At 41.5% G+C, this 18,998-nt stretch carries 15 protein-coding genes; 8 read left to right on the forward strand and 7 right to left on the reverse strand.

Annotation, left to right across the window (positions count from 1 at the left end; translation table 11 throughout):
• Window positions 1–281 precede the first annotated feature (281 nt).
• The gene (locus tag QUF49_RS03065; RefSeq protein ID WP_289494277.1) at window positions 282–1,559 is read right to left on the reverse strand and encodes a helix-turn-helix transcriptional regulator; all 1,278 of its coding nucleotides are present in this window, start codon (window positions 1,557–1,559) and stop codon (window positions 282–284) included.
• Window positions 1,560–1,780: 221 nt separating this feature from the next.
• On the opposite strand from QUF49_RS03065, the gene QUF49_RS03070 reads away from it, so the two are divergent.
• The gene (locus tag QUF49_RS03070) at window positions 1,781–1,942 is read left to right on the forward strand and encodes a hypothetical protein (protein WP_289494278.1); all 162 of its coding nucleotides are present in this window, start codon (window positions 1,781–1,783) and stop codon (window positions 1,940–1,942) included.
• Between the two features lie 281 nt (window positions 1,943–2,223).
• A complete protein-coding gene (locus QUF49_RS20785; protein WP_353958295.1) occupies window positions 2,224–3,285 on the forward strand; it encodes an acyltransferase family protein in 1,062 nt (353 codons plus the stop codon).
• Window positions 3,286–3,454: 169 nt separating this feature from the next.
• Here the strand turns inward: QUF49_RS20785 and QUF49_RS03075 are convergent, their stop codons facing one another.
• The 4 genes from QUF49_RS03075 to QUF49_RS03090 all read right to left on the reverse strand — a co-directional run bounded on the left by QUF49_RS03075 (window position 3,455) and on the right by QUF49_RS03090 (window position 6,166).
• Window positions 3,455–3,814 (reverse strand): hypothetical protein, encoded by a 360-nt coding sequence (locus QUF49_RS03075; RefSeq protein ID WP_289494279.1) that lies wholly within the window; start codon window positions 3,812–3,814, stop codon window positions 3,455–3,457.
• A gap of 98 nt (window positions 3,815–3,912) precedes the next feature.
• Window positions 3,913–4,188, reverse strand: a complete 276-nt coding sequence (locus QUF49_RS03080; protein ID WP_289494280.1) for a hypothetical protein — start codon at window positions 4,186–4,188, stop codon at window positions 3,913–3,915.
• 76 nt (window positions 4,189–4,264) lie between these two features.
• Entirely contained in the window at window positions 4,265–4,990 is a 726-nt protein-coding gene (gene pssA, locus QUF49_RS03085) for a CDP-diacylglycerol--serine O-phosphatidyltransferase (protein ID WP_289494281.1), read from the reverse strand.
• 429 nt (window positions 4,991–5,419) lie between these two features.
• A complete protein-coding gene (locus QUF49_RS03090; RefSeq protein ID WP_289494282.1) occupies window positions 5,420–6,166 on the reverse strand; it encodes a MurR/RpiR family transcriptional regulator in 747 nt (248 codons plus the stop codon).
• 167 nt (window positions 6,167–6,333) lie between these two features.
• Here QUF49_RS03090 and QUF49_RS03095 point away from each other — a divergent pair, with 167 nt between their 5' ends.
• From QUF49_RS03095 to QUF49_RS03105, 3 genes are all read left to right on the forward strand, one after another.
• A complete protein-coding gene (locus tag QUF49_RS03095; protein WP_289494283.1) occupies window positions 6,334–8,295 on the forward strand; it encodes a fructose-specific PTS transporter subunit EIIC in 1,962 nt (653 codons plus the stop codon).
• Between the two features lie 454 nt (window positions 8,296–8,749).
• Window positions 8,750–11,413 carry a glycoside hydrolase family 38 C-terminal domain-containing protein gene (locus QUF49_RS03100; protein ID WP_289494284.1) on the forward strand — a complete coding sequence of 888 codons (2,664 nt, stop codon included), beginning with the start codon at window positions 8,750–8,752 and terminating at the stop codon, window positions 11,411–11,413.
• Entirely contained in the window at window positions 11,413–13,086 is a 1,674-nt protein-coding gene (locus QUF49_RS03105) for an alpha-amylase family glycosyl hydrolase (RefSeq protein ID WP_289494285.1), read from the forward strand. Before QUF49_RS03100 ends, QUF49_RS03105 begins: the two co-directional genes overlap by 1 nt.
• Window positions 13,087–13,098: 12 nt before the next feature.
• On the opposite strand, the gene QUF49_RS03110 is transcribed toward QUF49_RS03105, so the two are convergent.
• Window positions 13,099–13,233 carry a hypothetical protein gene (locus tag QUF49_RS03110; protein ID WP_289494286.1) on the reverse strand — a complete coding sequence of 45 codons (135 nt, stop codon included), beginning with the start codon at window positions 13,231–13,233 and terminating at the stop codon, window positions 13,099–13,101.
• A 100-nt stretch (window positions 13,234–13,333) separates the two neighbouring features.
• Between QUF49_RS03110 and QUF49_RS03115 the strand changes: the two genes are divergently transcribed.
• Complete coding sequence (locus QUF49_RS03115; protein ID WP_289494287.1) at window positions 13,334–14,476, forward strand: glycerate kinase; 1,143 nt, start codon at window positions 13,334–13,336, stop codon at window positions 14,474–14,476.
• 116 nt (window positions 14,477–14,592) lie between these two features.
• On the opposite strand, the gene QUF49_RS03120 is transcribed toward QUF49_RS03115, so the two are convergent.
• Window positions 14,593–14,970 (reverse strand): hypothetical protein, encoded by a 378-nt coding sequence (locus tag QUF49_RS03120; protein WP_289494288.1) that lies wholly within the window; start codon window positions 14,968–14,970, stop codon window positions 14,593–14,595.
• A 107-nt stretch (window positions 14,971–15,077) separates the two neighbouring features.
• Between QUF49_RS03120 and QUF49_RS03125 the strand changes: the two genes are divergently transcribed.
• Window positions 15,078–15,845, forward strand: a complete 768-nt coding sequence (locus QUF49_RS03125; protein WP_289494289.1) for a LamB/YcsF family protein — start codon at window positions 15,078–15,080, stop codon at window positions 15,843–15,845.
• 387 nt (window positions 15,846–16,232) lie between these two features.
• Window positions 16,233–18,989, forward strand: coding sequence for an ATP-binding protein (locus QUF49_RS03130; RefSeq protein WP_289494290.1), 2,757 nt, complete (start codon window positions 16,233–16,235; stop codon window positions 18,987–18,989).
• The last annotated feature ends 9 nt before the right edge of the window (window positions 18,990–18,998 follow it).

The following is an 18,998-nucleotide window of genomic DNA, read 5'->3' on the forward strand; positions in this document are numbered from 1 at the left end:
ATAAGGGGAAATACGCTCTTATGAATTACCTTTTTGTTAGGTTTAAGCGATACTGGAGCATTTTGAGCATAACGGGGTATTTCGGAGCGAACGTGTAACAGATTAAAAGAACAATTACAGTAAAAAACGTCTACCATAAAAAAGAGGCGTATAATCTGGACTTGAAGGTAATCGCGGAGGGCGTTGCAGAACAGATCTCTTTGATTTTAAAAGAAAAAGCAGTAGGTATTAATTAATAGCAAAACCCAGCATGGACGACCATGCTGGGTTTCTCTTTTTTCTTAAACGTACGTAACACCGACTTCATGCATTTTTCTTAGCGCATCATAGGCCATCGAATAATACATACTCGCTTGTTTATACTTTTGATTTTTCTCAAAGTATTTTCCGAGTACGGGGTAATATTCGGCTAGGTGAATCCATTCGTTTCTTTGTTCAAAGTGAGGGATCAGCTCTTTTACCATAAAACGAATGCTAGTTTCAGTATGATCGCCGTTTGTGAATAGGTGTTTGTGATAGAGAAGATGAAGCTCATATTCTCGATACAGCGGATTTTCATGTAGCTCTCCCAGCCAGGTTTCTATGAGTTCTACACCTTTTTCGCGGCTGTGTGTGTTTTGATATTCTTTCACCAACATATAAATCGTTGATAGTTTTTCAGTTAGGGGGATTTTTTCCTTTGCTTTTAAGCTTTTAGAAAAGAGATCAATCGCTTTTTCTGTTTCCCCTTTATGGGTGGCGATACTTCCTAAGTTATGATAGATAATTCCCTGTAACACCCCGTCATCAAAGGTGTTTGCGATCGTTTCAGCGAGCAGCAATTGTTTAGTTGATTCATCAAAATTTCTTATGCGAAGATGAATGATAGCGAGTATTATTCTGCAATCGGCACATCTCTTAAAGAAATAGCTTTTCTCAAATATCATTAAAGCTTGATTGGTGTATTCCAAGGCAACAATATTTTTATATAGCTGATTGGCTGAAAGACCGATCATGTACAGCAAATATCCCTTTTCCCATTCTTGAAAACGACTATCCTCTAATTGTTTTTCAGCCAATAAAAAGTAGTTAAAGGAATTCTCGTAATCTTTTAAGAAGTAGCTGAGCTGCCCTCTAGCAAGTAAGTAATAAAACGCCTTTTCCCCTTTTATCACATTTTCAATATATCCGACTTCATTTAACAGATTTTGAACACCATGTACATCTAAAGTCGTCATCATAACGTAAATGCTCTTGAAAATTTTATGTAAAATATCTTCATCAACAGATTGTGTAGGTGAGTCACCCAATACTTGAAATTTTCGTTCAGCAGATAGGTGGTCTCTCTTATAAAGAGAATGAAACAAATCTACATATTTATGTATCAGCTCATTTTCATTTAAGGAATTTAGTCTGATTTCTAATCGACTCGCTAAATGCTGCTGTATTTCCTCAGACGGCTCTGTGACACTATTTTCTATCTTGCTCAAATATGGAACCGAACAAATTCCGGCAGCCAGTTCTTGTTGGGACAAATTTTTGACTTTTCGGAAATAACGTATCTTTTCTCCTACATTCATAGTTGTTATCCCGCCTTTTTTAGAAAAAATTTATTTGCAGTTATTAGAAATAAATATAGAGCATGTATCATCTTACCTAAATATACAGTAACTTAAACTGTAAGAGGAAACTAGTATCAAATTAATGAAGTTAATGGCCAAAAACCCTGCATGTTTCCCAATTTTACTTCCTCATATTTTAGGTATAATTAACTATAGAAACTAACAACTAGGGTGAGAACATGACTATTGAAAGAGGAGATCTCGTTACATATCAAGATGAATTACACCAAGTATTACACGTGTATTCTTCAGACTTTCTTGAGATCAGGAAGGTACATGAACGTTACGTGTCACGAGTCATTTTGGTTCATAAATCAGAGGTTACATTCGGAAATACATAATTTACTGCTATCCGTGCTTATTATAAAAAGACTCAGAAGTGAAAGTAACCACTCCACTTCTAAGTCTTCTTTTGCTTTGATAACCTACCATTCGTAATTATCTCATCCTAGGAATTCTTTAAATCAGCATAAGCATATAAAAGACTCAAAAGTGAGATGAATCGCTTTTGAGTCTTTTTAGCGTAGTTATGTAATAATTTTATTTTTTGTAGTTAAGAAAATATTATGTATTTGGTGGTAAAATATTCTAAAAAAGAAAATGTCTGTTTGAGGATGATGGGATGAACAAACAAAATCTAACCCTACAAGGATTCAGAGGATTATTGGCTCTATTAGTAGTCGTTTTTCATTCATATCGAGGTTTAGTATCTTCAGAGCAAATTCATCCCTTACAAGGACATCTAAAATGGGTCGAATCTGCAGGTTTGGTTTCTGTGAATCTATTTTTTGTAATAAGTGGATACCTTATCCTCCAAAGTTTATATCGACACCAAAACGCAAATCGTTTTTTAATTGATCGTATACTAAGGATTTATCCCGTTTTTCTTGTGGTTCACTTATTATTATTTACGGCGGGGCCAATGATAGGATACAAATGGATGGAGAACCTTTCATTAAGCGATTATCTCCTCCACTTCTTCTCAAATTTGTTTCTTTTGCCGGGGATCTTTTCATTCCTTCCAGAGGCTCAGATTGTTGCATGGTCATTAAGCTACGAGTTTTTGTTTTATCTTTTAATAGGTTCCTATTTTACCTCGAGGCAAAAAGGTAATAACTACAAAAATCAACTATTGTTATTACTTACGGTTTTACTAGCTACCCTATTTCTGTATTTTCATCCAATTGCTTGTTTTTTTGTTGTGGGTATCTTGATATATAAATGGATAGGAAGAATCAATACGATAAGAAATTATAAGCCAATTTTTTATTTTAATGGCCTGATTTTATTCATATTCATTTATGTATTTTACGATAAGGTTAACTTAACAATTTCTTTAGTCTTAAGCTTTTTTCTTTTTATTTCCATTACTAACGAAGAAGGTATACTCTCTACAATTTTAAAAACAAAGATATTTAAGTACCTAGGAGACATTAGCTATAGTTTGTATATTTGGCACACAGTAATCATGTTTCCGTTGAAACTAGTTATGAACAAGGTCTACCATTTTCCTCAATCTCCATGGCTATTGTTCTTCACTTTCAGCCTGCTATCTGTTGTCATTTCCTTAATAGTTTCTCATTTGTCTTATATTTGGATTGAGAAAAAGTTTACAAATTATATAAAGGGGATATTGAGGGGGAGGCAACAATTGAAGGATGTGTTACACGAAAGAGCATTATAATTTTGTCTACTCCTACGTTGAGAGGGTAGAGCCATTAGCTTTTAAAAAAGACATAATAAAAATGAACTGGCAGATAATCCACTTCATTGTTGCTTTACTTATGTAATTTGCCGGCCTATGTACACTATTTCACAATCCAGGGTAAAAAGAAAAGCGAGGGTGAATCGGGTTATGCTTCTCTTTGTAAGGCATGCTGTTCCTTTTCGAGGGTGCTTAGAAGATCTTCCTGTGCTTTTTGACTCAGCTCGTTGGAGTAGTCGATCGCGTCGTATATGGATGCAAAGTGCTTTGATGTGTAGTAAGGCGATTTATAGCAGTGCACGCTTTTCGTTTGGGAAGGGTAGATGAGAACCTTCCAGTGATAAACGTCCCGCTGCTTTTCACTGCCTTCCATCGCGATCAGCCAGTGTGTCGAGCTTTCGAGCGCCTCGTCTTCCTCTGCTTTTCTTAAAAGAGCAGCTCGATCGTTTTCTCCGATCAGAATAGGGACTCTTTCGTAAAACTCCCTAAGATTTGGGTAGTTGCTCATAACCTCTCTCCTTTCAAACATGATTTGTCCATTTCACAAAGTACATGTTTTTCTTATTAAGACATTATATGAAGGGAGAGGGGAAAAGATGATAGGGATCAGAAGAAATACATGCAGAGACCAAGTACGCCTGCAGCCACCATATATAATGAGAGCAGCAGCATAATAATTTTGGTAATGATAAACGACTTTTCCGCTATTTTCGTGAATAGAGCAAAATCCGAGTCCCAAAGCCATTTCCGTTTGTCTTCACGAAACCATGCGTATTGTTCAAGCTCCTTTTGATGTTCTTGCTCTGTATATTTAAATAAAATCAATAGAAAAAAAGCGACTCCTGGAATGAAAAATAACAATCCGAATGTTAGAGGATTCATGTTTATACATCCTTTTGCTCAAAAGTAAAACCAGATACTGAAAGGTCAGTACCTGGATTGGAATAATTACATTCTGTTAGAAACGTCTTCTTTTGTTGCGGCGCGGTCTTCGAGGTCTTCTGATTTTAATCTCTTTTACTTTAATGAAACGAACTCCGATAAACAAGAAATACGTAGCTAGAGCGACATAAAAGAAAATCGGTACACTTTCAAACTGGTTCTTCGCTAGCAGGTAAAACATGTAGAACAGAAACAGCGAGATAATGGTCCCGTATCGTGGCATCGGAATGTCCTTGAAGCTTGGAATCCTTATCGTGCTGACCATCAACAGGCCAAGCCCGTAAAAGAGAAGGACAAAGATCCAAAGCGGAATCCATTTTACGAAAAATACTAAAAAGACGACGATTCCACCAGCTAGTGGAATTGGAATCCCTTTAAAATATTTCATGGATTCATCCGCATCTGTGATATTAAATCGGGCAAGGCGGTATGCGCCGAATAACGGGAACAAACCAGCAAACAGGAATCCCCACATGCCTAAATGTGCGAAGTATGTGTTGGCCACAAAAAAGGCAGGAGCTACGCCAAACGAAACGACATCTGCAAGAGAATCCAGTTCTTTCCCTAAGTTGCCTGAAACGCCTAAAATCCTCGCTGCTCTTCCGTCAACAGCATCCAGCATCATCGCGATAAAAATCAGGATTGCAGCATTTCTGATGTCACCGTTTGTTACGTATCCGATAGACAGAAAGCCGCAAAATAAATTTCCTAAAGTTAATAAGTTCGGTATATGCTTTTTCATTGTTCACGTCCTTAAAAAATACTCTTCTCTATATAATAGATGATTTTATTGGAAAAAGTTATGTTTTTTTGGTTGAATGAGTAGTTTAACATATTTTTAATTTGTTTGTAGAGCTGGTTGAGAGGGTGGTAGAGGCAGGGGCGGGAGAATAGATCAAGAACTCGACCAAAACATATAAAAAAACAGCTTCGTTAAGAGTGAAAGCTGACTCAAAAGGTCATTCAGTAAACACTTGATGCCGTTGATCGGCTAAAATTTGTGCTCATTAGCTGCTCGGGACTTGCTGTGAGCGAAACAAGGGCACCAATGAGCGAAACGGGTGAATTTCTGGGCGAACGTGTAATAAATATAAGAACACGTACCGTAACCCCGCCCCCAGCCATCCCCAACACTATCCACCTGAATAAAATTTTAGGTGTCCCATCTCACTCACTTCACACTTCTCTTCAAATAACTTTCAAACAGAAGGTCAATCAGCAGCATCAGAGTGGATCTTGCGGTTATATCATAGCCAGCAAACTTCACGCGGCCGACCGTCATACTTAAATTTGTTTTCACCATCTTACCTAAAGTAGAGTCTGATGCGTTCGTGATCGCAGCTGTGTCAACCACTTTATATGATAGCTTTTCGGCAGCTTGCACCAATGTTTTTGTTTCGCCGCTCGATGAGATGAAGAACACAAGGTCATTTGGTTCGACCATGTTTGGTAAAAGATCAATCATATGTGACTCGTATGTATAGTGCGTCTGCTTGTTCGTCTGCATGAGAAGTTTGCTGAAATACTCGGCCATCATCTTAGAAAGCCCGACTCCAATGACGATTACACGCTTTGCACTAACGATCTTTTCACTCAATTTTTCGAGCTCACGCGTTTGAATGGTTTCAAACGCTGATACAAACTCGTCTTTATAGCGATCGACAGGATTGTCATCCATCAACACCTGCTGGTTCTCTAGCTTTTTCAACATGAATTTTAGTTCTGAAAAACCTTCCAATCCTAGTTTGTGGGACATGCGAACGATTGTTGTGGTGCTCACGTTGTTTACTTTTGCGATCTCCGTTAATGAATGTTTTTTCGCTTCATCTATATGATTGTCGATGTAATATAGTACTTGTTTTTCGGTTGGCGTAAGATCGGCCAAATGGCTTCCGAACTGATCTAGAAACTTCCCCATGTTTGCACTTCCTCTTTTCCGAACGATTCTTTCCTAATAGTATAGCCCATTTTTCATTCTGTACAAATGTACAGACTATGTACAAAGATAACGCTTACTTTCATGTTACAAATAGAGTATAGAAAGTTGGAAGTGCTTTCATACTAGGAAAGATTGGAGTGAACGTCATGGAACTTAGAAACATGACCCATCCGAATTTAGTTCTGTTCGATGTTGATGCTCAAAATAAAGAGCAAGTTATCAAACAGCTAATTTCAAAGATTAAAAAGCAAGATTATATAGAATCAGAAGAAGCATTATTGGAAGCGGTTATAAAACGCGAAGAACAATCACCGACAGGAATGGAAAAAGGATTAGCCATTCCGCACGGTAAATCTTCAACGGTAAAACAAGCCGTTTTCGCTGTAGCGCGATTAAAAACGCCACTCGCAGATTGGGAAAGCATCGATCCGAACAACAAAGTTCAACTCGTGTTCTTGATCGCTATTCCAGAAAGTGAAGCGGGTACAACGCATTTAAAAGTACTGTCAACACTAAGCACAAACTTGATGCGTGACGGCTATTTGGAAGGTTTGATGGCTGCATCAACCCCAGAAGAATTTTTAAACAGATTGGATGTTGAAGAGAAGACAGAAGTTCCAGTTGAAAAAGAATTTACGAAAACCGTTGTTGCCGTGACCGCTTGTGCCACAGGGATCGCGCATACGTACATGTCGGCTGAAGCTTTAGAAAAAGCAGGTCGTGAGCTAGGTGTGCGTGTACTCGTTGAAAAGCAAGGGGCAAACGGGATTGAGGACGAGCTAACTGCAGATGTTATTAAAAACGCAGATGCTGTAATTTTCGCAACAGACATCGCACCAAAACGAAAAGAACGTTTTGCTGGGAAAACCTATGTTGCAACACGTGTCGCTGAACCGCTCAGACGCGGGAAAGAATTGATTCAAAAAGCGCTAGACAATCCTGATGGAGTGGTTGAAGCAGGTGACGAAGACGAGTCATCAACGACATCTTCAAACGGCGGTGGTTTCTTCAAAGACATGGTCCAAGCCGTTATGACAGGAATCTCATACATGATCCCGGTTATCGTTGCCGGTGGTCTTATGATGGGAATCGCGAAGCTTGGTGCGATGCCGTTTGGTCTAGTGAACGAACTTGGTGATCCGAAATATGCAACACATTCAAATGAACTTTTCGTTATTTTGCATCACTTAGATAAGTTTGGAGCTTTGATCTTTAAATTCATGTATCCGATATTCGCTGCATTTGTTGCCTATTCCCTGGCTGACCGCGTTGGTTTAGTAGCCGGATTTATCGGAGGAGCTTTTGCAGGCGGGCTTCATTACACTTTCTGGGACAATCCGGAAGGTATTCCGTCTGGTTTCTTAGGTGCATTGATTCTTGGTTTGGCCGCGGGTTATATTGCTCGTTTCTTAAACCGTAAAATACAGTTAAACAAAAACTTAGCTGCGATGAAACCAATGTTCATCATCCCAGCAGTCTCAGTATTATCAATTTTCTTCTTAAACTTTTACATTGTAGACCCTGTGTTTGGCGGTCTGAATGTTGTGCTGCGCAACTGGATTGAGTCTGCACAAGGGACTGGAGATGTAGTTCTTGCATCTATCATTGCTTCTGCAACTGCCTTTGACTTAGGCGGACCGATTAACAAAGCGGCAGGTGCGATCGCGATTGGGCTTGCGGCTGACGAGGTTTATCCGTTAACGGCTCGTGTATTGGCGATCGTTATTCCGCCAATCGGGCTTGGACTTGCCGTTATTATCGACAAATATGTAGTAGGACGTCGTGTGTTCCCAGCTGACCTTCGTGTCGCGGGTAACACGTCATTATTACTTGGATTCCTTGCAATCTCTGAGGGCGCGATTCCGTTCATGCTTCGCAACCCGATCATTACGATTCCGATCAACATTATCGGTGCGATCCTTGGTGCGAGTACAGCAGTCTTGTTAGGAGCTGTTCAATGGCTGCCGCTTCCGGCGATTTGGGGATGGCCGCTCGTTGAGAACCTATGGGCGTACCTTTTAGGACTCATTGTCGGTGCAGCGTTTATCGCATTTGCAAACATCTTTGTACGTTTCGCGATTTTAAAGAAAAAAGAGAGACAAGCGTAAATTTCGAGTGAAGTGCACATTTACTCATTTATATAAAAAGTGAGCCGATTTTTAATAAAAAGAGAGTGTAAGCCGGTTATTACTGATATTAAAGAGGTGAAATTAAGCGGTGTGAGCGGATATTTTCCTGTTGTGAGCGAAACGGGGGTCCTATTGAGCGAAACACGGGACGATGTGAGCGAAACGAAGGTCTTACTGAGCGAAACAAGGAACTTTGTGAGCGAAAACCACCCCTGTTTGAGCGAATGTGTAACAGATAAAAGAACACGTACCGTAAATCACAACAGACCGATCACAAACCGCTCGCTGATACAATGCGCATAAATCATTTTTCCATCGAACAAACCGAACAACTTTTTATTAAAAAATAAAAAAGAAAAGGGGGCGCATCTTATAAAAAAGATGACCCCTCTTTTCATTAAAAGTGGAGCAAGCAACTTGGGAGGGAACCAGCATGAAACAGAAAAAAGTATATGTCGTACCGCATTCGCATTGGGATCGCGAGTGGTATTTTACAATAGAAGATTCGAACCTTTTACTCGTTGAGAACATGGATCGATTGATGGATGTGATGGAGAACGATCCGGAATATACAGGCTATGTGTTTGACGCGCAGAGCTCGATTATCGATGAGTATTTAAAAGTCCGTCCAGAAGAGAAAGAGCGTTTGAGCCGTTTAATTACCGCTAAGCGTATTTTTGTAGGACCTTGGTACACGCAGGCTGATTCACTTCTTGTGAACCGAGAGTCGTTGATTCGTAACTTGATGTACGGAACGCGTATTGCTGAAAAAATGGGGCACTCGATGAATGTCGGTTACCTGCCAGATATTTTCGGTCAGAACACGTATCTGCCGTCTATGTTCAAAGAGTTTGATATCGATTATAGCGTGTTGCAGCGCGGTATTTATACAGATCAGCTGAATGGGGATCTGAACTTCACGTGGAAATCACCCGACGGAGAGAGCGTAAAGGCGAACAACATTTACTTCGGCTACGGACCAGGGAAGTTTTTATCGGATGATCCTCAGTACATGGAAGAGCGTTTGCTTCCGATTTTAGAGAAGATTGCAGACATGAACACAAGTACGGACAACTTGCTGTTGCCAGCGGGCGGTGACCAAGTCCTCGTTCGTGAGCATTTTCCTGAAACGGTGAAGAAGCTGAACGAAAAAGATGAAAAGCATGAATATGTGCTTTCCGATTATGAAACGTTTATGAAAGATACGTGGGAAAAAGGGGATTTTGAGAACGTGATTGAGGGCGAACTGATAGCGACTCAAAAATCCAGAATCCACAACACGATTCGCTCGCAGCGTTATGACATTAAAAAGCTGAACGATATGGCAGAAGAAAAAGTGATCTGCGAGCTGGAACCTTTAGCTAGTTTTGCGAGTACTCTTGGGTTTAAATATCCTGGGAAGTGGCTTGATGAGATGTGGAAGATGCTATTCGATGTACATGCGCATGACAGCATCGGCGGGTGTAATTCGGATGACACGAATCAAGAAATCGTAAACCGATTGACAAAAGTAATCCGCATGGCTGATGGCTGCTTAAATCTGCTAAAAAAACAGATGACCGAAGCTGTAAGTCGTAAGCTTGGAAAAGATTCAATTTTTGTTCTGTTCCATCTGCTGCCTAAGAGTTTTGAAGGTACACAAAAGGTTGTTCTTTTTACTAAGGAAAAAGAGTTTGGTATTCGTGATTTAAAAGGGGCCGCTGTTAAGTTCGATGTGCTGAACCAAGAATACATTTCTGGCGGAAAGACGATTGTTGTAACGGCAGACGGTGAAAAAGAAGTAGACGCGCCTGGTTATTACCGAAACGAAGTGCTTTTACGTGATGTGAAACTGCCTGCTATGGGTTATGAAACGTTTGAAGTGGTTGAAGGTGCCAGTGAAAATGAGGCGGTTAACCCGAAAACTTTAAACAACCGTTTAATAGAAAATGAAAACTTCGCCATTTTTGAGGAAAACAGTCAGATTCATCTAACCGTAAAATCGCTAGAAAAAACGATTAAGGATTTTATAAAGTTCGAAAATGTAGCGGATGCGGGTGATTCCTATGACTTTTCGCCACTTGAAGGTGATTCCGCAATCTATTCAAAGACTCTTGAATCTGTGTATGTAGAGGGGAGCTCAGGCACAGAGTTTATGGAAGTGGTTCATGTGCTGCAGGTGCCAGGGGACTTAGAGGAAAGAAAAGAAGGACAGGCAACAACAAGTCTAGCGATCGTTACACGTTTTGAACTTCTAAGTGGTGAAGACTTTATCCGTGTGACACACGACATTGAAAATGAAGTAAAAGATCACCGTGTGCGTGTGCTGCTTCAGACTTCTGTTGAAGCACCAGAGCATTCATTCGGCGATCAAGGATTCAGCATAATCCAGCGTCCGACGGTTAATCCTTACATGCCGACGTGGAAAGAGGAGAAGTTTGCTGAAGCGCCAGTGCCGATCTATCCTTTGGAAAACATAGCTGGAGTGACGAACGGAGAGTTAACGGCGGCTGTGGTGACAAAAGGGATTAAGGAATATGAGTTGATCAATGAAACGGGGGAGCTGGCATTAACGCTGTTCCGAAGTGTTGGTTTGCTTGGTCGTGATAACTTAGCGTGGAGACCTGGCCGTGCATCAGGCATCAACAACAAAGTAGTGACTACACCTGACGCTCAAATGCAGACAAAGATGACATTTGAGTACTGTATTCATGTTGGAGAAGGCAATGATATTAATCAGTTGTTTAAACTTGTGGATGATTATCGCGGTCACAGTGTGAGTTATCAGAAGCAATCTTTAAACACATTTGAAGAGAGACTGGATCGCTTTGAGATTCCTTATCCGGTCGATGCGCTGCCTGCTCGCTTTAGTTTCCTAGAAGCAGCGGGAGAAGTGTACTTTTGCTCAATGAAAAAAGCGCATGACGACAATTCAGTGATTTTGCGACTTTTCAATCCGACTGATGGAGAACAAACGGTGAACATTTCAAGTGAACACATCCAGTCTATTGCACAAACGAAATTAAATGAAAAAATTGTTGTTGACGTTAAAGGAGACGTGCTAGTGCGTCCTAAAGGATACGTAACATTGAAATTGGTTATGAAGGAGAATGTGTAATGAGTTTTCCAGAAAAAGTTGAGAATCTGTTACAAACGATATACGGTGAAGACTTCTCACCACATTATAAAAGCGAGATTGTGAAGCTTGCTGAGAGCTGGAAAGAGAAGAAGTGGAGCAAAACGGCTCCACTTTCTGAAAAAAACGTCTATCTTATTACGTATGGCGACATTATTAAAGAAGAGGGAGAGCCAGCGCTAAAAACACTTAACAAGTTCATAAATGAATTTGCGAAGAACGAAATTACGGACGTTCACTTGCTTCCGATGTTTCCGTATACGTCTGATGATGGTTTCTCTGTTGTTGATTACCGTGAGATTCATCCGGATCTTGGTGACTGGACAGACATCGAGCGTTTTTCTGGTGACTACCGTTTGATGTTTGATTTTGTGGCGAATCATATGTCTAAATCGAGCAAGTGGTTTCAAGGTTATTTAAAAGGTGACCCTGAATATGCGAACTACTTTATTTCTCGCGAAGATGGTTTTGATGCGTCAAAAGTTGTGCGTCCTCGTACTTCACCGCTTTTTCATGAGTATGAAGAAGGAAAAACAGCTTGGACGACGTTTTCTGAAGATCAAGTAGATGTGAACTTTAAGCATTTTCCTGCATTGATTGAGATGACTGATATTTTGCTCGAGTATGCGTATCGGGGCGGGACGAGCATTCGTTTGGATGCGATCGGCTTCATGTGGAAAGAATCTGGAACGACTTGTATTCATTTGCCGCAGACGCACGCGATCATTCAGTTATGGCGTGAGATTTTAGAAGAGTTAAAGCTAAACACGCTGCTGATTACGGAGACGAATGTTCCTCATAAAGAAAACATCAGTTATTTTGGGGATGGCAAAAATGAGGCGCACATGGTTTACCAGTTTTCACTGCCTCCGCTCGTTTTGCATACGTTAACGACACATGATACGAAGACGTTGACGGGATGGGCAAAAACGATTGAAAAAGTGTCTGACTCTGCAACGTACTTTAACTTTTTAGCGAGTCATGATGGAATCGGCATGCGTCCGACAGAAGGAATTCTTACCGAAGAAGAACGAATGGCTTTAGCTAAAAAAGTTTTAGCAAACGGTGGGCGTGTTTCATATAAAAGTAATCCGGACGGAACGGAATCTCCTTATGAGCTGAACATCAATTACATGGATGCGCTTATCAATAAAGAAGAAGATGTAAGTGAAGATGCTCAAGTACAGAAGATGCTTGCGGCTCATTCTGTGCTGTTCTCAGTGATGGGTGTTCCCGCTGTGTACTATCACTCGCTTCTTGGATCTGAAAATGATTATGAAGGCTTGGAGTCATCGGGCATCAACCGCAGAATCAATCGCGAAAAATTTCAGTATGAAGAGTTGGTTGCCGAATTAGAGACATCAACTCGACGTCAAAAAGTGTTTACTGGATTGAAGAAGTTAATTCGTACCCGTCAGCAGGAACCTGCATTTTCTCCGTTTGCTTCACAGTTGATTTTAGATTTAAGTGAGCAGGTATTTGCACTCATTCGCAGAAATGAAGAAACAGGAGACACGGTGCTGTTTGTCATGAATGCCTTGAATGAAACGGTTGATGTAGAGCTGCCTTTCGGAGGACAGGACTTATGGAGCGGGAATTCAGTCGATGAATCGGTAGAGCTCGTACCGTATCAGTTTATGTGGATTAAAAAATAATCAATTACATGTTTATTGGTTGCTCTTGGAAGTAGTTGATTTCCGTTTCAGGTGCTTCGCTTTCCGCGGGGCAGGGCGATGAGCCACATTTGTACGTTTCACTTTTAAGTGTCTCACCTGCCCGCCTGTCCCGCAGGAGTCTTGCACCTTACACTCCAATCAACTAGTCATCAAGGAAGAGAATTTAGCAGAAATCTTCTGGCAACAACCTATTAGAAAAGAATTAAAAATAAAGAAGGTGGACCTAATGAAGATTGTCATCGCTCCCGATTCGTTCAAAGAAAGCATGACAGCGGCTGAGGTCTGCATAGCTGTTGAAGCGGGATTTCGGAAAGTGTTTAGTGGTGCAGAATATGTCCATGTTCCTGTTGGTGATGGGGGAGAAGGGACGGTTCGGTCTGTTGTTGATGCGACAGATGGAGAGATTGTGGAAGTTCGTGCGACTGGTCCGCTCGGGGAAAAAGTGAATGCTTTTTATGGTCTGACAGGTGACGGGAAGACGGCGGTGATCGAGATGGCCGCAGCTTCCGGTCTGCACCTTGTGCCAAGAGAGCTCCGGAATCCTTTGGTGACGACAACTCGCGGTACGGGGGAGCTGATTTTAGATGCGCTCGATAAAAAGGTGGAGCGAATCGTGCTGGGACTCGGCGGATCAGCGACGAATGATGGCGGCGCTGGTATGGCTTCTGCTCTTGGAGTGAAGTTTATGGATGTGAATGGTAAGGAGCTTCGGCCAGGCGGTGAGGCGCTTGGTGAGCTGCTTTCCATTGATGTTTCTGAAATTGATGAGCGCTTGAAATCGGTAAAAGTTGATGTGGCTAGTGATGTGACGAATCCTTTAACAGGACCGCTCGGAGCTTCAGCTGTTTTTGGACCGCAAAAAGGTGCTACACCTGAAATGGTTGGGGTTTTAGATAACAGTTTAAAAAGGTACGCGGAAGTGGTTGAGAGCAATCTTGGCGTTGCGGTGGATGAGCTGCCAGGAGCGGGTGCAGCAGGTGGGCTAGGCGCTGGAGTTGTTGCGTTTTTAGACGGAAAACTGCAGAGCGGAATAGACCTTGTGCTTGATGTGATTGGATTTGAAGATGCTGTTAGTGGTGCGGATCTTGTCATTACTGGGGAAGGACGAATTGATTCTCAGACCGTTCATGGAAAAGCGCCGGTTGGTGTGGCGAAACGAGCTAAAAATGTGACAGCTAGTGTTCCGGTCGTTGCGATTGCCGGAAGCATCGGTCCAGATTATGAGGCCGTTTTTGAGCATGATATTGATGCGGTTTTTAGTGTTGTTAATGGTGTTGTAACGTTAGAAGAAGCACTGGCCAATGGATCAGTTAATGTTGAAAAAACAGCGGAGAACATCGCGCGTTTGTTATCTTTAAAAATAAAGTAGCCCCTTGATCTCAAGGGGCTTTCCTCATTTTTATAGGATTTGAGAATTTTTGAAGTGATTCTTGGAGTGCATGATCGAGGACTTTTTTATTGAAGCAATCCACACAAAACGAGAGGTTAGTGCTTTTGTTTTTGCATTTTGAGTAACGCGATCACAGCATCATTCTGGCTAACTTCAATTCGATTGACAGTGTCTTTTATTTCTTTTACATCGGTTTCTAGTGTATCCATTCTAGTACCAATCTGTTGCTGACCTGTTTCTAAGTTTGTTACTTTGTTATCTAGATTAGTCACTTTAACATCTAGTTTAGAAACCTTATTATCCAGATTAGTTACTTTATTATCTAGACTAGAAACTTTATTATCTAAATCAGAAACTTTATTATCTAAATCAGAAACTTTATTATCTAAATCAGAAACTTTATTATCTAAATCAGATACTTTATTATCGATGCTCAGTAATTTTACTAAAATTTCATTCAATACTTTTTCCAACTTCATCACCTCCTTCATTAGTCTTCCTAAACATTTTACATTATATAAAACTTGTCGTACAGTTGGGGTAAATTAAACAAGTGTTTAAAAAGTGGGAGGTCTTTTCAATGAGTGTCATTGATATAAATTGCGACATGGGTGAGAGTTTTGGCGCATATCGACTCGGAACCGATGAGGAAATCCTAAAATATGTGACGTCTGCTAATATTGCTTGCGGTTTTCACGCGGGTGATCCTGCAACCATGAGAAAAACGGTTAAGCTGGCTCTTGAGCATGGTGTTGGAATCGGTGTTCATCCAGGCTTGCCTGATCTTGCGGGGTTTGGCCGCCGCAACATCGACATCTCACCTCAGGAAGCGTATGAAATGGTCGTTTATCAAATCGGTTCGTTGTGGGGATTCGTACAGGCAGAAGGCGGAACAATTCAGCATGTTAAACCGCATGGCGCACTTTATAATATGGCAGCGGTGAATCGTGACCTGTCTGAAGCGATTGCAGAAGGTGTATATAAGGTGAACCCGGATTTGATATTGTTTGGACTAGCTGGAAGTGAGCTTGTGAAAGCAGGCGAGCGGGCAGGGCTTCGCACAGCGTCTGAAGTTTTTGCAGACAGAACGTATCAGCAAGATTGCACGCTAACTTCGCGCAAGCTGCCGAACTGCATGATCACAGATGATGATGAAGCTGTAGCACAGGTGATTCGCATGGCAAAAGAGGGGAAAGTGTTGACACAGCAAGATGTGGACGTTGATATTAAAGCGGATACGGTATGTATTCATGGTGATGGTGCTCATGCGCTAAGTTTTGCGAAAAAAATTCGGCAAACACTCGAGGATTCAGGGATTTCTGTTCGTAAAATTGGAGAAAGTCTTTAAAAGTAGGATTTAAAGCGGTTCAAGGTGCGTTTTACTGGCGCATCTTGAGCCGTTTTTATGTTGGTGCGCGAATATAGCCGCGGTGTGCGCGCAACTAAGCATGTCCCGCGCGTGAAATAGGTTCACCTGCGCGCAATGCACCTAATCGTGCGCGAACGTGTAACAAATAAAAGAACACGTACCGTATACAAAACTGAAAAAGCCGATCCATAAAAAAGTAGGCTGGTTCATCAATACTCCTCGCATAAAACTAGTCTCTCACCAACGAGATCTAGTTTTTTATTTTCCCAGCACATTCCAAGCGTCTTCCAGCTACCTAAATCCGACATTAAGCATTATAATTAGTCATAAAAACATATATTGTAAAAAAGGCAGGAATACATGGGGATGAATAATTTTAGATTCGGGATTCGCCAGAAAATTATTACTGGCTACATTGTCATCATTATTTGTTTGATTGCGGCTATTCTTGCGGTGACCAATCAACTGGACACGATGAAAAGTGAAAGGAACTTTATCATTGAGCACGATTTTGCGGTAAGGGATCTGACCAATCAGATTGAAAAAGATCTTTTAACGATGGAAACAAACAAACGAGCGTATATCATTACAGGAGATGAAAGTTATCTCCAGCTCTTTAATGATGCGCGATCTCAATGGGCGAAAGACTACAACGACTTAAACGAATTGCTTTCTGATAATCCAAATCAGAAAAAAAACATCGCTGCTATTAATGAAAACATTAAGGAATGGATTATAGTAGCGGGTGATCCGCCGATTAAAATGAAGCAGCGAAACGATACGGCGGGAATCACTGCATTTTTCAAACAAGATCCTGGAAAATCAAAGACAGAACAAGTTTTGCAACAGTTTGATTCTTTTCGTGCTAAAGAAAAAGAGATTACCCAGCAGCGAGCAGACCATCTAAATGAACAGAACCAATATCTTGAGATCGGTCTTTTTAGCTTGCTTGCATTTGTTATTGTCGCATCAATCGCTCTTGCATGGATGATTTCAGGTTCTATTATCAAAACAATCAGTGCGGTAGTGGCAACAATTCGCGCGATGACGACAGGCGGAAATCTGAGCAGCCGTATTCATGTGAAGTCGAACGATGAGATCAGAGACTTGGGAGACGCAACGAACGAGCTTCTGAGTTCTTTTGAAGAACGAGATTGGCTGCAAAGAAGTGTGACAGAAGTTGTCAGCAAGAACCAAGGGGTGTCATCTCTTGAAAACTTAGCGGAGATCTTCCTTTCTGCGACCGCACAGATTACGGAATCCTCTTATGGCGCTTTTTATATTAAAGAAGGCAAAGAAGAGAACATTCGATTCGTTAAAAAAGGAGCTTTCGCGGATTCTGCAGGCGATGTTGGCCGTGCCAGCTTCAAGCTTGGACAAGGCCTCATCGGACAATGTGCATTGGAAAAACGAGTTCAAGTGATTAACAAGATCGACGTCGATTACACGCTGATTTCCTCTGGACTCGGAGAAACGAAACCGAGAAGCATCCTAATCGCGCCGATTGTTCATGAAGACGAAATCGTCGCGGTAATTGAACTAGCGAGTCTCACTGAATACACAGAGCAGCACATTGCTTTTATTGAAAAAGTATTAGAAACGTTCGGTCTGACGATCAATCGAGTGGTCGACCGAATTGAAATTGCAAGATTGTTATCTGAATCTCAAGCGATGACGGAAGAACTTCAAGCGCAATCCGAAGAACTGCAAACACAATCGGAAGAGCTGCAGATGCAATCCGAAGAACTGCAGATGATCAACGAACAGCTGGAATCCCGTTCACAAGACGCTGAAGAAAAATCAAAGGCTCTTGAGGTTGCGAAGAAAGAGCTGGAAGAGAAGGCATCACAGCTGGAAACCGGCTCGAAGTACAAATCGGAGTTCCTGGCTAACATGTCTCATGAGCTGCGCACACCACTGAACAGCATCCTGATCTTGTCAGAGATGCTTGCTGAAAACAGCAATAAATCACTTTCAGATGAAGAACTAGAGTTTGCAAAAGTGATTCATTCATCAGGTCAGGATCTGTTGAATCTCATCAACGACATTTTAGACCTTTCAAAAGTTGAAGCAGGAAAACTGGAGATCATGCTGAGTGAAGTGAATCTGAGTGAGTTCCCATCCAATCTGGAGAGAAACTTTACGCATATCGCCGATCAAAAGGGCCTCAATTTTACGATAAACGTGGCACCAGACGTACCGACCATTCTGCAGACAGACGAAAAACGATTCCAGCAGATTGTGAAAAATCTGTTATCGAATGCGTTTAAGTTTACGGAAAAAGGTTCAGTTTCAGTCAGCGTGAAAAAAGTGCAGACAGACGTAATTTATAACGGTGTTGATTATTGGCTGGAAGTCTCGATTAAAGACACTGGAATCGGCATCCCGAAAGAGAAGCATGAGCTGATTTTCCAAGCGTTCCAGCAAGGGGACGGTGCGACAATCCGCAAATACGGCGGGACGGGTCTTGGACTATCGATCAGCAGTGAGTTTGCGAAGCTTTTAGGCGGCAGACTTCAACTTCAAAGTGAAGAAGGAAAAGGAAGTACGTTTAAACTGCTGATTCCGAGTATTTCGGATGAAACCGTTTCGGTTCAAACGTTCCTAGGTGCGTCAGCGGAAGTGGCAACAGCACTCGAGCAATCCAGCCAAACTAGCCTTGTTGCAGAAGCACCAATCACTGCAAAGATTGTGACTGCTGAACCTGAAGCAGAGCAACCATCAATCGCGGTTGATGAAGAGAACGTATTTTATGGTAAAACGGTGCTGATCACAGATGACGATAACCGAAATATTTTTGCACTAAAAATGGCTCTTGAACAAAAAGGGATGAACATCCTGATCGCGAACAACGGGATGGAGTGCCTTGATGTATTAGATGCTAACAAAAAGATCGACCTCATTCTGATGGATATTATGATGCCTGAGATGGATGGGTATGAAACGATGCAGCGCATACGCGGAACGGGTGAGTATAGTGACCTTCCGATTATCGCGTTGACGGCAAAAGCGATGAAGAACGACCGTGAAAAGTGTCTTGAAGCAGGGGCGTCAGATTATATCAGCAAGCCATTGAAACTCGAGCAGCTCTTTTCTGTAATGCATGTTTGGATGACAAAGTGAGGATAGATC

The sequence above is a fragment of the Fictibacillus sp. b24 genome, from assembly GCF_030348825.1.
Classification (GTDB): domain Bacteria; phylum Bacillota; class Bacilli; order Bacillales; family Fictibacillaceae; genus Fictibacillus.

Coding starts and splice junctions, on each gene's coding strand:
- QUF49_RS03065 (WP_289494277.1), bottom strand. CDS start 1,559: ATGAATGTAGGAGAAAAGATACGTTATTTCCGAAAAGTCAAAAATTTG.
- QUF49_RS03070 (WP_289494278.1), top strand. CDS start 1,781: ATGACTATTGAAAGAGGAGATCTCGTTACATATCAAGATGAATTACAC.
- QUF49_RS20785 (WP_353958295.1), top strand. CDS start 2,224: ATGAACAAACAAAATCTAACCCTACAAGGATTCAGAGGATTATTGGCT.
- QUF49_RS03075 (WP_289494279.1), bottom strand. CDS start 3,814: ATGAGCAACTACCCAAATCTTAGGGAGTTTTACGAAAGAGTCCCTATT.
- QUF49_RS03080 (WP_289494280.1), bottom strand. CDS start 4,188: ATGAATCCTCTAACATTCGGATTGTTATTTTTCATTCCAGGAGTCGCT.
- pssA (WP_289494281.1), bottom strand. CDS start 4,990: ATGAAAAAGCATATACCGAACTTATTAACTTTAGGAAATTTATTTTGC.
- QUF49_RS03090 (WP_289494282.1), bottom strand. CDS start 6,166: ATGGGGAAGTTTCTAGATCAGTTCGGAAGCCATTTGGCCGATCTTACG.
- QUF49_RS03095 (WP_289494283.1), top strand. CDS start 6,334: ATGGAACTTAGAAACATGACCCATCCGAATTTAGTTCTGTTCGATGTT.
- QUF49_RS03100 (WP_289494284.1), top strand. CDS start 8,750: ATGAAACAGAAAAAAGTATATGTCGTACCGCATTCGCATTGGGATCGC.
- QUF49_RS03105 (WP_289494285.1), top strand. CDS start 11,413: ATGAGTTTTCCAGAAAAAGTTGAGAATCTGTTACAAACGATATACGGT.
- QUF49_RS03115 (WP_289494287.1), top strand. CDS start 13,334: ATGAAGATTGTCATCGCTCCCGATTCGTTCAAAGAAAGCATGACAGCG.
- QUF49_RS03125 (WP_289494289.1), top strand. CDS start 15,078: ATGAGTGTCATTGATATAAATTGCGACATGGGTGAGAGTTTTGGCGCA.
- QUF49_RS03130 (WP_289494290.1), top strand. CDS start 16,233: ATGAATAATTTTAGATTCGGGATTCGCCAGAAAATTATTACTGGCTAC.